The organism is Sinorhizobium meliloti, from assembly GCF_017876815.1.
Classification (GTDB): Bacteria; Pseudomonadota; Alphaproteobacteria; order Rhizobiales; family Rhizobiaceae; genus Sinorhizobium; species Sinorhizobium meliloti.
Genome location: NZ_JAGIOS010000001.1, coordinates 1344328 through 1357145, shown reverse-complemented (window position 1 = coordinate 1357145; position 12818 = coordinate 1344328). Strand labels below are relative to the sequence as shown.

Here is a 12818-nt window from a genome sequence, read left to right as displayed (position 1 = left end):
TTTCATCGCGATCCTCGAACGCGGGCGACGAGTGCGGCAACGTGATTCGGATCGGCGTCCGGCGTTATGCCGTGGCCGAGATTGAAGATCAGCGGCCCCTGGCCGAGGACGTCCAGGATGCGGTCGGTTCCATGCTCCTGGGCCGCGCCACCGGCCACGACCCGCACCGGATCGAGATTGCCCTGAACCGGCCCGTCCTTCTGCAATTCGGCGGCGAAGGCGAGCGGCACCAACCAGTCGAGGCCGATCGCATCCGCACCGGTCGCCTGCCGATAATTCTTCAGCAGGAGGCCCGCACCCTTCGCGAAAGCGATGATTTTGGCCGAGGGGCGGCGCGCGCGGACGGATGCGATCATCCGCCGGACCGGCTCGATCGCGAAACGCTGGAACTCCTCCTCGCCGAGCACGCCGGCCCAGGAATCGAATATCTGCACAGCATCGGCGCCGGCATCGATCTGTTTTACCAGATAGTCGGCGGAAATGTCGGCGAGCAGCGTCAGAAGCCGCTCGAAAGCCTTGGGATGACGATAGGCGAAAAGACGCGCAGGCGCCTGGTCCGGCGTTCCGCGGCCGGCGATCATATAGGTCGCCACCGTCCACGGCGCCCCGCAGAAGCCGAGGAGCGTGGTTTCCGTCGGCAGTTCGCGTCTCAGCCGGGAGACGGTCTCGAAAACCGGAGCCAGGTGAGCGATGACGCCATCGGGGCTCAGCCGGGCAATCCCGTCCTCGTCGATCGGATCCATCCGTGGACCCTGTCCCTCTTCGAAACGAACATTGCGCTTGAGCCCATCGGGTATCACGAGAATATCGGAGAAAAGGATCGCGGCATCGAAGCCGTAGCGGCGGATCGGCTGCAACGTCACTTCGACCGCGAGGTCCGGCGTGTAACAGAGATCGAGAAAGCTTCCGGCCTTCGCGCGCACCGCCCTGTATTCGGGGAGATAGCGTCCCGCTTGTCGCATCAGCCAGATGGGGGGAGGGGTGAGCGCTCTCCCGCTCAAAACCTCCAGCACTTTGCGATGCGTTTCGCTCACTTGCCGCTTCCTAATCTAAAAATAAAACTGAATTTATAAGGTTTCTATTTCTTAGAGTCGGTGGGTATCAAGGATTAAAATCAATCCTCATCCTATCCAGTCCGCGTCAATCTCCGGCAAAGAGGCGGGAGAGATTCCGGCCGAATTGCGCGGTAAGCGGGGAAACCCGGTAAAACACTGCAGAGTCAGCCCCTTGCCGGCGATCGGGAGTTTGCGGTTCCTGTGGATGAGGAGTCGATCTGCGTGACAATTTGTCGTGGCCATGAGTCTTGTCCACATGCCCGGGCAAGAGATTTCCGGTTAGGTGTCAGATGTGAACAAGTCGCCGCTTTTCCACTTGCCTGAAGCCAGGCGCCGCCGTTAGCTGTTTTTGTCCCGCCTTATCAACAGACCGCGGAGAATTGCGTGGAGAACCGCAAAAACTACTTCCATCTGCATTTGATCTCCGATTCGACCGGCGAAACTCTGATCGCCGCCGGCCGAGCGGCTGCTGCGCAATTCCAGTCCTCCCATGCGCTGGAACACGTCTATCCGCTGATCCGCAACCGGAAGCAGCTGATGCAGGTCATGGACGCGGTCGACGGGGCACCGGGAATCGTACTCTACACGATCGTCGACCGGGAACTTGCCGGCCTCATCGATCAGAGATGCCGCGAGATCGGCGTGCCCTGCGTCTCGGTCCTCGACCCGATCATTGAACTTTTCCAATCCTATCTCGGCTCGCCCTCGCGCCGCCGCTCGGGTGCGCAGCATGTCATGGATGCCGAATATTTCGCCCGGATCGAGGCGTTGAACTTCACGATGGATCATGACGACGGTCAGGTCCCCTCCGATTTCAACGAGGCGGATGTGGTCCTTGTGGGCGTGAGCCGCACGTCGAAAACACCGACGAGCATCTATCTCGCCAATCGCGGTATAAAGACGGCCAACATACCGATCGTGCCGGGCGTGCCCCTGCCCGATGCGCTCCTGAAGGCGACGAAACCACTCATCGTCGGGCTTATCGCTTCGGCCGAGCGTCTCTCCCAGGTGCGCCAGCATCGCGTGCTCGGAACGACGCAGAGCTTCCACGGGGAAGACTATACCGATCGGGCGGCGATCGCCGAGGAGCTTAAATATGCCCGCTCGCTTTGCGCGCGCAACAACTGGCCGCTGATCGACGTAACGCGGCGCTCGATAGAGGAGACTGCCGCAGCAATCGTTGCCTTGCGGCCGCGGCTTAGATAGAGCGAACCGCGAGAACAGCTTGCAGGTCGCGAACACGGAACCGGAAAATGAAACCCTTGCTCATATTGGCCTCGGCCAGTCCTTTTCGTCGCGCTCTGCTTTCCAATGCAGGACTGGCCTTCGAGGCCCGGGCCGCCGCGATCGACGAGCGTGCGCTCGAGCAGCCGCTGGAAGCGTCTGGCGCTTCGCCGGCTGATGTCGCGCTGGCGCTGGCCGAAGCCAAGGCGAAGGATGTCGCACGATATTTTTCGGACGCCCTTGTCATCGGTTCGGATCAGACGATGTCGCTTGGAACCCGCGTCTATCACAAGCCCCGGGACATGACGGAAGCCGCCGAACATCTCCGGTCGCTCTCGGGCAGGATGCACAGTCTCAACAGCGCGATCGTTCTCGTGCGCAACGACGAGGTCGTTTGGCGGCACGTCTCGACTGCGAACATGACCGTGCGGCCATTGAGCGACGGCTTCATCGATCGGCATCTTGCAAAGGTGGGCGAGAAGGCGCTGACAAGCGTCGGCGCCTATCAGCTCGAAGGCGAGGGCATCCAGCTCTTCGAGAGGATCGAGGGCGATTATTTCACCATACTCGGCCTGCCGATGCTGCCGCTTCTCTCCAAACTACGCGAACTGGGTGCGATCGATGCATGATTCACGTGAAACATTTGTTAACCATGCCTTTGTCACCGGCTATCCGGTGAAGCATTCGCGATCGCCGCTCATTCATGGCCATTGGCTGAAACAGTTCGGAATTCGGGGGAGCTACCGGGCCCACGAAGTTACGCCCGAGGCCTTTCCCGATTTCATGCGGCAGATCAAGGAAGGAAGAACCGACTTCTGCGGCGGCAATGTCACGATTCCGCATAAGGAGGCCGCCTTCCGGCTGGCCGATCGGCCGGACGAACTGAGCGCCGAACTCGGAGCGGCCAACACGCTCTGGCTCGAGAATGGAAAAATCCGCGCGACGAACACCGACGGGCGTGGCTTCGTCGCCAATCTGGACGAGCGCGCCAAAGGATGGGACCGAATCTCGGCCGCGGTGATTCTCGGTGCCGGCGGCGCCAGCCGGGCCGTGATACAGGCGATCCGCGACCGCGGGGTCAAGACGATCCATGTGGTGAACCGCACGCCCGAGAGGGCGAGGGAACTGGCCGATCGCTTCGGCACGGCGGTGCACGCACATTCGATGGCGGCGCTTCCCGAAGTCGTTTCCGGCGCCGGCCTCTTCGTCAACACGACGTCGCTCGGCATGGACGGCGAGCCGGCGCCGGCGATCGACTTTTCGGGCCTGGCACCCGACGCCGTCGTCACCGACATCGTCTATGTGCCATTGAAGACGCCGCTGTTGCGGCAGGCGGAAGAGCAGGGCTTCCGCATCGTCGACGGACTTGGCATGCTTCTCCATCAGGCAGTGCCCGGATTTGAAAAATGGTTCGGTCTGAGGCCGGTCGTCGACGAAACGCTAAGACAGATCATCATCAGCGATATGGACAGGCACGCATGATCATCGTCGGGCTTACCGGCTCCATCGGAATGGGAAAATCGACTGCTGCGGGCATGTTCCGGGAACTCGGCGTGCCGGTAAACGATGCCGACGAAGTGGTGCATATGCTCTATAGCGGCGAAGCGGTGGCTCCGGTCGAAGCGGCCTTTCCGGGCGTCGCCAAGGGCGGGGTCATCGACCGGGCCGAGCTTTCGCTGCGGCTTGTTGCGGCACCCGAGCGGCTGGCCGAGCTGGAACGGATCGTCCATCCGCTGGTGCGCGCCAAGGAGCAGGAGTTCGTTGCGCGGCACAGAGCGGACGGTGCACCTTTCGTGCTGCTCGATATTCCGCTCCTCTTCGAGACCAAGGCCGAGGCGCGCCTCGACCGCATCGTCGTCGTGACCTGCGATCCGGAGATGCAGAGGGAACGCGTCATGAAGCGCCCGGGCATGACCGCCGAGAAGTTTGCGATGATCCTCAAGCGGCAGGTGCCCGACAGCGAGAAGCGCGCCCGCGCCGACTATATCGTCGACACAAGCGACAGCTTCGACGTCACGCGGCAGCAGATCCGTGCGATCGTCGATGATTTGCGGGCCGGTTAGTTAGCGCACTTTCAGGAAAAGTGTCAGTGTCTCCGTCCGGAGGCGACTTCGAAGAGCTAGATCGCTTCGCGAACCGATGCGCTATCATCGGTGCAAACCTGGCACTGAAGCTTCAAATGACGGCGAAATGCCATTAAGAATGGAGGTCGGCTTCGGGTGATTCGCCCCGAAACAGCGTCCACAGGGCTCCCGTATGCGTGAAATCATCTTTGATACGGAAACGACCGGCCTCGACAACCGCGAGGACCGGGTGATCGAGATCGGCGGTATCGAGCTCGAGAACCAGTTTCCGACGGGGCGCACGATCCATATCTATATCAATCCGGGGGAGCGCAAGGTTCACCCGGAAGCGCTGGCCGTCCACGGTATCACCGACGAGTTCCTGAAGGACAAGCCGCCCTTCGCCGATGTCGCCCAGGAAATCGTCGATTTCTTCGGCGATGCCCGTTGGGTCGCCCACAACGCCACCTTCGACATCGGCTTCATCAATGCGGAGTTCGAGCGGCTCGGCCTGCCGCCGATCGGCAGCGACCGGGTTATCGACACTCTGGCTCTTGCCCGCCGCAAGCACCCGATGGGGCCGAATTCGCTCGATGCGCTCTGCCGTCGCTACGGTGTAGACAACTCCCATCGAACCAGGCACGGAGCCCTGCTCGACTCCGAGCTGCTGGCCGAGGTCTATATCGAGATGATCGGCGGGCGCCAGGCCGCGCTCGGTCTCGTGGTGACGGAGGCAGGTGACCGGCCGATCGAGGCTGACGACGGACCGGTCGTCGTGGTCACAAGGGAAAGGCCTCTACGGCCACGGCTGACGGAGGCCGAGATCGCCGCCCATGCGGCGCTCGTCGCGAAGATCGGCGCGAATGCGATCTGGTCGAAGTACAGCGAAGCCGATGACGTTCTCAGATCGGAAGCTGTCTAGGCCTATCCGTATTGCGGCGCCCGCGAGGTTTCTCAAGCCGAATCGCATAGACCGGGCACAAAAAACCCGGCTCGGTGAGCCGGGTCTTCCAATCATTCGGACCGATCAGTTGGCCGTGTCGTTGGTATTGGCCACCTGCGCGCGGACCTTTTCCTCGGCCATGCGCTGGGCAAACATCTGCGCGAAATCGATGGGATCGATCATCAGCGGCGGGAAGCCGCCGTTGCGGGTGGCGTCGGCTACGATCTGGCGCGCGAAGGGGAACAGGAGGCGCGGGCACTCGATGAAGAGCAGCGGCAGCATGTGCTCCTGCGGGAAGCCGGCAACGCGGAAGACGCCGCCATAGGCGAGCTCGACGTTGAAGAGCATCTTGTCGCCGTCCTTCGCCTGGGCGCTCAACGACAGGACAACGTCGAAATCATTCTCCGCCAGCGGATTGGCATTGACATTGACATTGATGTTGATCGACGGGGAGCGGTCGCGAGCCTGCAGCGAACGCGGTGCGCCGGGGTTCTCGAAGGAGAGGTCCTTGACGTACTGGGCCAGGATATTGAGCGACGGGCTCTGCTGCTGGGCACTGCCGTTGCCGTTGGATGCGGTATCAGTCGTCATAAGAGTTTCCTCGGACTTCGAATTGGTGAGGCCATCTAGCATTTAGGGCCTGGGCTTACAACCCTCGTGGCCCGGCCTGGCCCGACGCAGGAACACGTCCGACCCTTCTTTGGGAACCGGTATTATAGACCCGATTGGAGCCGGGATCAGAAAAAGTGAAGCTCGGATCAATGAGGCGGACGATCCGGCGGCGGGTCGTCTTCGTCCTTTGTCTTGCGCGAAAATTCGTCCTCGTCGAGATCGATCGTCAGCGGGCCGCGGCGCTGCTCGCGAGGGGTGCCAGCGGACTGGGGGCCAGCGGATTGGGGGCCAGAGGACTGAGGACCAGAGGATTGAGGGCCAGGGGATTGGCGCCTGGAGGAACGATAGAAGCCGGTTGCGCTGCTCAAAATCGTCATCCTTCTGCGCAGGAAGGCGGCGATGGCGCGCCGGACCGGGGGCAGAAAGATGAGAAGGCCGACGAGGTCGCTGATGAAACCGGGCACGATCAACAGGATAGCGGCGATGAAGATCAGCACACCGCCGAGAACGTCCAGCCCCGGATCGTTGCCCGTCCGCGCCGCCTCCTGCACGCGCCGGAGCACGCCGAATCCCTGGATGCGCAGGAGCATGATGCCGGCGACGGCACTTGCGAAAACGAGAAGAAGCGTCATCGCCACGCCGATCTCGCGCCCGACGGCGACGAAGCCTGCGATTTCCGCAAGCGGCAGCCCGAGAATGACGAGCGGGATCAGGAAACGCATCGCCCGTGCTCGCAAGAAGGTGAGTGCAATTGTCCGGTCTCCGGTTTATGGGTGCGACATCGTCGTTTGAATGGTCTATCCTTCCGGACTATATGGAACAGTACGAGAAATTCTAACAGCGGTTCCGGGTGGAAATGGGCTCTTTTGATTTCATCACATTTTTTTTCCTGATCGCTGCCGTGGTCATCTTCCTGCAATTGCGTAGCGTCTTAGGTCGCAGGACCGGCAGCGAGCGGCCTCCTTTCGATCCCTACTCTCCACGGGATATCGCTCAAGGGCCGGAAGCCAAGGATAACGGCAAGGTCGTTCAGCTTCCACGTCGCGAGACGGCGGAGGACGAGTCGCGCTATGCCGCGATCGAGATCGTCGCCAAGGCCGGAACTCCGCTGAATGCCCAACTCCGGGCAATGACCGACGCGGATCCCAACTTCAATCCGGCCGAATTCCTCAACGGTGCGAAGATGGCCTACGAGATGATCGTCATGGCCTTTGCCGACGGCGACCGCAAAACCCTCAAGGGTTTGCTGTCCCGCGAGGTCTACGAGGGCTTCGAGGCCGCGATTGCGGAGCGCGAGGCCAAGGGCGAGGTGGTCAAGTCGACCTTCGTCGGCATCGACAAAGCCGATATCGTGCACGCGGAGATCAAGGACGCCGAGGAAAACATAACGGTCAGGATCATCAGCCAGCTTATTTCCGCGACCTACGACAAGCAGGGGAAACTGGTCGACGGAGACGCCGATTCGGTTGCCGAAGTGAACGACCTGTGGACTTTTGCGCGCGATATCCGTTCACGCGACCCGAATTGGAAGCTGATCGCCACCGAATCGGAAAACTGACCGGGAAGCGGGCGGCCATGGCTTTTCATCTCGAGCCGGTCTCCTTTTCGGAGCTGCCCGGCTGGTCTGCGGACGACCCGGCGCCGGTGATCGCTTCGCTTCGGCGCTGTCACCGGCATGCAACGGAGGTGAAGCCGTACAAGACCGGCTCGCTCGGCATTTCGGTCGGCGACCTCCTGCCCGCCTTCGAGGCGGCGGGCAGCGATTTCTCCGATGCGGCGGCCGCACGCGCATTTTTCGAGGCCCAGTTCGTTCCGTTCCGAATCTGCCCGGAAGAGAAAAGGACCGGCTTCGTCACCGCTTTCTACGAACCCGCGATCGAGGTACGGGCTGGGCCGGATGCGGAGTTCCGCTTTCCCTTCTACCGGCGCCCCTCGGACCTCGTCGACATCGACGACACGAACCGGCCGGCAGGAATGGACCCTTATTTCGTCTTCGGCCGCCGTCGCGACGGCAGGATCGAGGAATTTCCGGATCGCCGTGCGATCGAAGAAGGATTTCTCTCCGGCCGCGGTCTGGAAATCGCCTATGCCCGCTCCAAGGTCGACGTGTTCTTCGTCCATGTGCAGGGCGCGGCGCGGTTGATCTATCCGGACGGATCGCGCCGCCGCATCACCTATGCCGCCAAAACCGGGCACCGCTTTTCCGCCGTCGGGAAACTGTTGATCGATCGCGGCGAGATCGATGCCGCCACCGTGTCGATGGCGAGCATTCGCGCCTGGCTGGCGGCCCATGCCGACAGGGCGGACGAGGTTCTGTGGCACAACCGGTCCTTCATCTTTTTCCGCGAGGCGCCGGTCGAGGAGGAGGGGCTTGGCCCCGTGGCGGCTGCCAAGGTGCCGCTCGAGCCGGGACGCTCGCTTGCGGTCGACCGCCTCATCCACACATTCGGCGTTCCCTTTTATGTCGCGAGCGAAACCCTGACCCATCTCGACGGCGGACATCCCTTCGGTCGCCTGATGCTCGCGCTCGACACCGGTTCAGCCATCGTCGGCCCGGCGCGCGGCGATATCTTCACGGGCTCCGGCGACCAGGCGGGGGAACTCGCGGGTTGCGTGCGCAACGACGCAGAGTTCTTCATTTTCGTACCCCGCGCGGCCTCGGTCCGATATCGCCCGCAGTCCAGCCATGGCTAAGGACAAGAAGCTTTCCACCGAGGACCGCATTCTCTGGGGGAAGGTCGCGCGTTCGGCGCGGCCCATGCCCGGGCGGTTGGAGAATCTCGAGGAGCTGCTGGGCGGGACCGCGGAAATCAAGGCTGTACCCGGCCCGGAGGCGGCGCCTTCCTCGAGCACGCCCGAAAAGGCCGGCAGGGGCTTTTCTCTCAGCCGCGACAAGGCAGAACACCGCCCTCATCACGCGCTGGAGCGGCCGGTCAAACGCAAACTTGCCAAGGGCCGGCTGACGCTCGAGGCGAGGATCGACCTGCACGGCATGATCCAGAGCGAGGCGCACGGATTGCTGCTGCAGTTCCTCCTCAGGGCGCGCGACCGCGGCTTGAGGCATGTCCTCGTCATCACCGGCAAAGGGACGTCGCTCGGCAGCGACGGCGCCCTGAAGCGGGCCGTGCCGCTCTGGTTCTCGCTTCCCGAGTTCCGGCCATTGATATCGTCCTACGAACCGGCAGCCCGCAATCACGGCGGCGAGGGCGCGCTCTATGTGCGGCTGGCGCGTGCGAAGGGAGGCGCATCATGACTCCCTTCGGCGAAGCCGTGCGCGAACTTCGCCGGCGCAAGGGCGTGTCTCAGAAGGAGATGGCGGCGGCGATCGGGGTTTCGCCCGCCTATCTCTCCGCTCTCGAACACGGCAAGCGGGGAGCGCCGAGCTTCGACTTCCTCCAGCGCGTTGCCGGCTATTTCAACGTGATCTGGGACGAGGCCGACGAGCTCTTCCGGATAGCGCATCTTTCAGACCCGAAAGTCGTGCTCGACACGTCCGGCCTTCCGCCCGGTCACACCGCCTTCGCCAACCGTTTGAGCATGGAGATTCGCGGCCTGTCGGCGGAGACGATTCGGGCGCTGGAAGATGTTTTGGAAAAAGCCACATTTCCTGATAAGGACAGGGGATGAAAGCCCCTCCCGGCCGAGATCTTCGCGTCGGGATTTGGAACCATTGGACAAATTTTCTATAGTCCGCGAGGCATCTCGCGCTGTGATTCGCAATGAATCGCGACGTCCGAAAACCTGGAAAGACCTGAGCCCGAATGACCGATATTTCTGAGACCGAAGCCGGCGCAATCGCCGAATATGGTGCCGATTCCATCAAGGTGCTGAAAGGCCTCGATGCCGTGCGCAAGCGCCCGGGCATGTATATCGGTGACACAGACGATGGCTCCGGTCTGCACCACATGGTCTACGAGGTCGTGGACAACGCGATCGACGAGGCGCTTGCCGGCCATGCGGACATCGTGACCGTTACGCTCAATCCCGACGGATCCGTCACGGTGACGGACAACGGCCGCGGCATACCGACGGACATCCACCGGGAAGAGGGCGTCTCGGCGGCGGAAGTCATCATGACGCAGCTTCATGCCGGCGGAAAATTCGACCAGAATTCCTACAAGGTCTCCGGTGGCCTGCACGGCGTCGGCGTTTCGGTCGTCAACGCGCTCTCCGTGTCGCTGAAGCTCAAGATCCGCCGGGCCGGCAAGATCCACGAAATGAGCTTCACCCACGGCGTTGCTGACGGGCCGCTCAAGGTGACGGGCGACGCCGGCGGCGAGACCGGAACCGAGGTCACCTTCACGCCGAGCGAACAGACCTTCTCGAACATCGAGTTCGAGTTCGGCACGCTCGAGCATCGCCTGCGCGAACTCGCCTTCCTGAATTCCGGCGTGCGCATCGTGCTGACCGACAAGCGCCATTCTGACATCCGTCGGGAAGAAATGATGTATGACGGCGGTCTCGAGGCGTTCGTCGCCTATCTCGACCGGGCGAAGAAGCCGCTCGTGCAGAAGCCGGTGTCGATCCGCGGCGAGAAGGACGGCATCACCGTCGAAGTCGCAATGTGGTGGAACGACAGCTATCACGAGAACGTGCTGTGCTTCACCAACAACATTCCGCAGCGCGACGGCGGCACGCATATGGCCGGCTTCCGCGGCGCGCTCACGCGTCAGATCACCTCCTATGCCGATACATCCGGCATCACCAAGAAGGAAAAGGTATCGCTCACGGGCGACGATTGCCGCGAGGGGCTGACGGCTGTGCTGTCGGTGAAGGTTCCCGATCCCAAATTCTCCTCGCAGACCAAGGACAAGCTGGTGTCCTCGGAAGTCCGCCCGGTTGTCGAAAGCCTGGTCAACGAGGCCCTGAGCGTCTGGCTCGAAGAACATCCTTCCGATGCCAAGATTCTCGTGGGCAAGGTCGTGGAGGCGGCCGCCGCGCGCGAAGCCGCGCGCAAGGCACGTGAGTTGACGCGCCGAAAAGGTGCGCTCGACATCTCGTCGCTTCCCGGCAAGCTCGCCGATTGTTCCGAGCGCGACCCGGCCAAATCCGAACTCTTCCTGGTGGAGGGCGACTCGGCAGGCGGTTCGGCCAAGCAGGGCCGCTCGCGTGAAAACCAGGCGATCCTGCCACTGCGCGGCAAGATCCTCAACGTCGAGCGCGCGCGTTTCGACAAGATGCTGTCGAGCCAGGAAATCGGCACGCTGATCACCGCGCTCGGCACATCGATCGGCAAGGACGAGTTCAACGCCGACAAGCTTCGCTATCACAAGATCATCATCATGACGGATGCCGACGTCGACGGGGCCCACATCCGCACGCTGCTGCTCACCTTCTTCTTCCGGCAGATGCCGGAGCTGATCGAGCGCGGCCACCTCTACATCGCCCAGCCGCCGCTTTACAAAGTGGCGCGCGGCAAGTCCGTCCAGTATCTCAAGGACGAGAAGGCGCTCGAAGATTATCTGATCAGCATGGGCCTCGAGGAGGCGTCGCTCGAACTCGCTTCGGGCGAAGTGCGCGTCGGCCAGGACCTTCGCGAGGTCATCAACGACGCGCTGCGCCTGCGCTCGCTGATGGAGGGGCTCCACTCCCGCTACAATCGCTCGGTCGTGGAGCAGGCCGCCATCGCCGGAGCGCTCAACGTGGAACTCAACGGCGAACGCGACGAATATCAGTTGATCGCCGCCGAAGTGGCCCGCCGGCTCGATGTCATCGCCGAGGAGACCGAACGCGGCTGGGAGGCAGCGGTGACGGCGGAAGGCGGGCTGAAGCTCGAGCGCATGGTGCGCGGCGTCAAGGAAGCGGCCGTGCTCGACATGGCGCTGATAGGTTCTTCCGATGCCCGCCATATCGATCAGCTCAAGGCACGGCTGAAGGAGGTCTATGGCGCTCCGCCGGTGCTGCGCCGCCGCGATGGCACGCAGGAGATCAGCGGTCCGCGCGCCCTCCTCGACGCGATCTTCGCCGCCGGCCGCAAGGGGCTCACCATGCAGCGCTACAAGGGCCTGGGCGAAATGAACGCCGAGCAATTGTGGGAGACGACCCTCGATCCGAACGTCCGTTCGCTGCTGCAGGTCAAGGTTACCGATGCGACGGATGCGGACGGTCTGTTCTCGCGCCTGATGGGCGACGAAGTGGAGCCGCGGCGCGACTTCATCCAGGAAAACGCACTGAGCGTCGCCAATCTCGATATCTGACGCGCAAGTGTAGCCGCAGCACTTTGATCATAGCTGCGACGAGAGCAGGGCGGTCCTCCGCCCTGCTCTCGTCTTTACGGAAGCTCGATCGCTCGCGGATCATTCGCCCGTGAAACGTCCTTCGAAGACGAGTTCGCTGACGGGCTTGCGCTGGCTTGGTTTTTCGCGTTCCCGCAGATCGCCCGGCAGGGTGGAAGGATCCGCAATCCTGCCGATCGCGACGGCTGCCTCGACCCGGTAGTGCTCCGGAACGCCGAGCACCTGCATGGCCTTCTCCCTGTCGACCCCCGCCATCGCATGGGCATGCCATCCGGCGAGCTGCGTCTGCAGCGCCAGCGCGAACCAGGACGCTCCCGTGTCGAAGGCGTGCGTATAGGCCGGCCTCAGTTCGCCGGTCGATGTGACCCTGTGGGTCTTCGAAAGGATGATGACCAGGGCAGAGGCGTTTTTCGCCCAGCGCTGGTTGCCCTCGTCGAGCGTCGACAGCAGGCGAGCGAAATGCTCGGTGCCGTGGCGGGCGTAGACGAAGCGCCAGGGCTGAAGATTGCTGGCCGAAGGCGCCCAGCGCGCCGCTTCGAAAAGGGCGAGCAGATCCTTTTCCCCGATCTCCTCGCCGGTAAACGCGCGCGGCGACCAGCGCTCCAGAAAGATCGAGTGGATGGGGTGATCGGCTCTTCTATGGTTGATTTCTGTCACGAACGAACATCCTTATTTCTTGCAGATA

Annotated in this window: 14 protein-coding genes; 10 read left to right on the top strand and 4 right to left on the bottom strand. The window is 62.5% G+C overall.

From position 1 onward, the window contains the following. Positions 1-2: 2 nt before the first annotated feature. Positions 3-1034, bottom strand: a complete 1032-nt coding sequence (hemE, locus tag JOH52_RS06460) for a uroporphyrinogen decarboxylase (protein ID WP_014527009.1) — start codon at positions 1032-1034, stop codon at positions 3-5. 405 nt (positions 1035-1439) lie between these two features. On the opposite strand from hemE, the gene JOH52_RS06455 reads away from it, so the two are divergent. The 5 genes from JOH52_RS06455 (at position 1440) to dnaQ (ending at position 5264) form a co-directional block, all read left to right on the top strand. After that, positions 1440-2261 (top strand): pyruvate, water dikinase regulatory protein, encoded by an 822-nt coding sequence (locus JOH52_RS06455; protein ID WP_010968285.1) that lies wholly within the window; start codon positions 1440-1442, stop codon positions 2259-2261. A gap of 47 nt (positions 2262-2308) precedes the next feature. Continuing rightward, positions 2309-2908: a Maf-like protein gene (locus tag JOH52_RS06450; RefSeq protein WP_010968286.1), complete on the top strand. Its 600-nt coding sequence runs from the start codon at positions 2309-2311 to the stop codon at positions 2906-2908. After that, positions 2901-3761, top strand: a complete 861-nt coding sequence (locus JOH52_RS06445) for a shikimate dehydrogenase (RefSeq protein ID WP_010968287.1) — start codon at positions 2901-2903, stop codon at positions 3759-3761. The genes JOH52_RS06450 and JOH52_RS06445 overlap by 8 nt, the downstream gene beginning before the upstream one ends. Next, on the top strand, positions 3758-4342 hold the full coding sequence (gene coaE, locus JOH52_RS06440) for a dephospho-CoA kinase (RefSeq protein WP_003531725.1): 585 nt from the start codon (positions 3758-3760) through the stop codon (positions 4340-4342). The genes JOH52_RS06445 and coaE overlap by 4 nt, the downstream gene beginning before the upstream one ends. A 193-nt stretch (positions 4343-4535) precedes the next feature. Further along, positions 4536-5264 (top strand): DNA polymerase III subunit epsilon, encoded by a 729-nt coding sequence (dnaQ, locus tag JOH52_RS06435; protein WP_003531724.1) that lies wholly within the window; start codon positions 4536-4538, stop codon positions 5262-5264. Between the two features lie 105 nt (positions 5265-5369). Here the strand turns inward: dnaQ and secB are convergent, their stop codons facing one another. Continuing rightward, on the bottom strand, positions 5370-5876 hold the full coding sequence (gene secB / locus JOH52_RS06430) for a protein-export chaperone SecB (RefSeq protein WP_010968288.1): 507 nt from the start codon (positions 5874-5876) through the stop codon (positions 5370-5372). Positions 5877-6043: 167 nt separating this feature from the next. Next, positions 6044-6619 (bottom strand): FxsA family protein, encoded by a 576-nt coding sequence (locus JOH52_RS06425; RefSeq protein ID WP_010968289.1) that lies wholly within the window; start codon positions 6617-6619, stop codon positions 6044-6046. 134 nt (positions 6620-6753) lie between these two features. On the opposite strand from JOH52_RS06425, the gene JOH52_RS06420 reads away from it, so the two are divergent. The 5 genes from JOH52_RS06420 (at position 6754) to gyrB (ending at position 12094) form a co-directional block, all read left to right on the top strand. After that, positions 6754-7455, top strand: coding sequence for a Tim44/TimA family putative adaptor protein (locus tag JOH52_RS06420; protein WP_010968290.1), 702 nt, complete (start codon positions 6754-6756; stop codon positions 7453-7455). A 17-nt stretch (positions 7456-7472) separates the two neighbouring features. Then, complete coding sequence (mltA, locus tag JOH52_RS06415; RefSeq protein ID WP_107010384.1) at positions 7473-8591, top strand: murein transglycosylase A; 1119 nt, start codon at positions 7473-7475, stop codon at positions 8589-8591. Beyond that, complete coding sequence (locus tag JOH52_RS06410; protein ID WP_010968292.1) at positions 8584-9150, top strand: Smr/MutS family protein; 567 nt, start codon at positions 8584-8586, stop codon at positions 9148-9150. The genes mltA and JOH52_RS06410 overlap by 8 nt, the downstream gene beginning before the upstream one ends. Further along, on the top strand, positions 9147-9524 hold the full coding sequence (locus JOH52_RS06405; RefSeq protein ID WP_003531717.1) for a helix-turn-helix domain-containing protein: 378 nt from the start codon (positions 9147-9149) through the stop codon (positions 9522-9524). Before JOH52_RS06410 ends, JOH52_RS06405 begins: the two co-directional genes overlap by 4 nt. Before the next feature lie 134 nt (positions 9525-9658). Continuing rightward, the gene (gyrB, locus tag JOH52_RS06400; protein WP_003531714.1) at positions 9659-12094 is read left to right on the top strand and encodes a DNA topoisomerase (ATP-hydrolyzing) subunit B; all 2436 of its coding nucleotides are present in this window, start codon (positions 9659-9661) and stop codon (positions 12092-12094) included. Positions 12095-12193: 99 nt separating this feature from the next. Here gyrB and JOH52_RS06395 read toward each other — a convergent pair whose 3' ends face one another. Then, complete coding sequence (locus tag JOH52_RS06395; protein ID WP_010968293.1) at positions 12194-12790, bottom strand: nitroreductase family protein; 597 nt, start codon at positions 12788-12790, stop codon at positions 12194-12196. Between the last annotated feature and the right edge of the window lie 28 nt (positions 12791-12818).

What these genes read in the sequence shown, in the direction of transcription:
- JOH52_RS06450 (WP_010968286.1), top strand. Translation starts at nt 2,309, where the DNA reads ATGAAACCCTTGCTCATATTGGCCTCGGCCAGTCCTTTTCGTCGCGCT.
- JOH52_RS06445 (WP_010968287.1), top strand. Translation starts at nt 2,901, where the DNA reads ATGCATGATTCACGTGAAACATTTGTTAACCATGCCTTTGTCACCGGC.
- coaE (WP_003531725.1), top strand. Translation starts at nt 3,758, where the DNA reads ATGATCATCGTCGGGCTTACCGGCTCCATCGGAATGGGAAAATCGACT.
- dnaQ (WP_003531724.1), top strand. Translation starts at nt 4,536, where the DNA reads ATGCGTGAAATCATCTTTGATACGGAAACGACCGGCCTCGACAACCGC.
- secB (WP_010968288.1), bottom strand. Translation starts at nt 5,876, where the DNA reads ATGACGACTGATACCGCATCCAACGGCAACGGCAGTGCCCAGCAGCAG.
- JOH52_RS06425 (WP_010968289.1), bottom strand. Translation starts at nt 6,619, where the DNA reads ATGCGTTTCCTGATCCCGCTCGTCATTCTCGGGCTGCCGCTTGCGGAA.
- JOH52_RS06420 (WP_010968290.1), top strand. Translation starts at nt 6,754, where the DNA reads ATGGGCTCTTTTGATTTCATCACATTTTTTTTCCTGATCGCTGCCGTG.
- mltA (WP_107010384.1), top strand. Translation starts at nt 7,473, where the DNA reads ATGGCTTTTCATCTCGAGCCGGTCTCCTTTTCGGAGCTGCCCGGCTGG.
- JOH52_RS06410 (WP_010968292.1), top strand. Translation starts at nt 8,584, where the DNA reads ATGGCTAAGGACAAGAAGCTTTCCACCGAGGACCGCATTCTCTGGGGG.
- JOH52_RS06405 (WP_003531717.1), top strand. Translation starts at nt 9,147, where the DNA reads ATGACTCCCTTCGGCGAAGCCGTGCGCGAACTTCGCCGGCGCAAGGGC.
- gyrB (WP_003531714.1), top strand. Translation starts at nt 9,659, where the DNA reads ATGACCGATATTTCTGAGACCGAAGCCGGCGCAATCGCCGAATATGGT.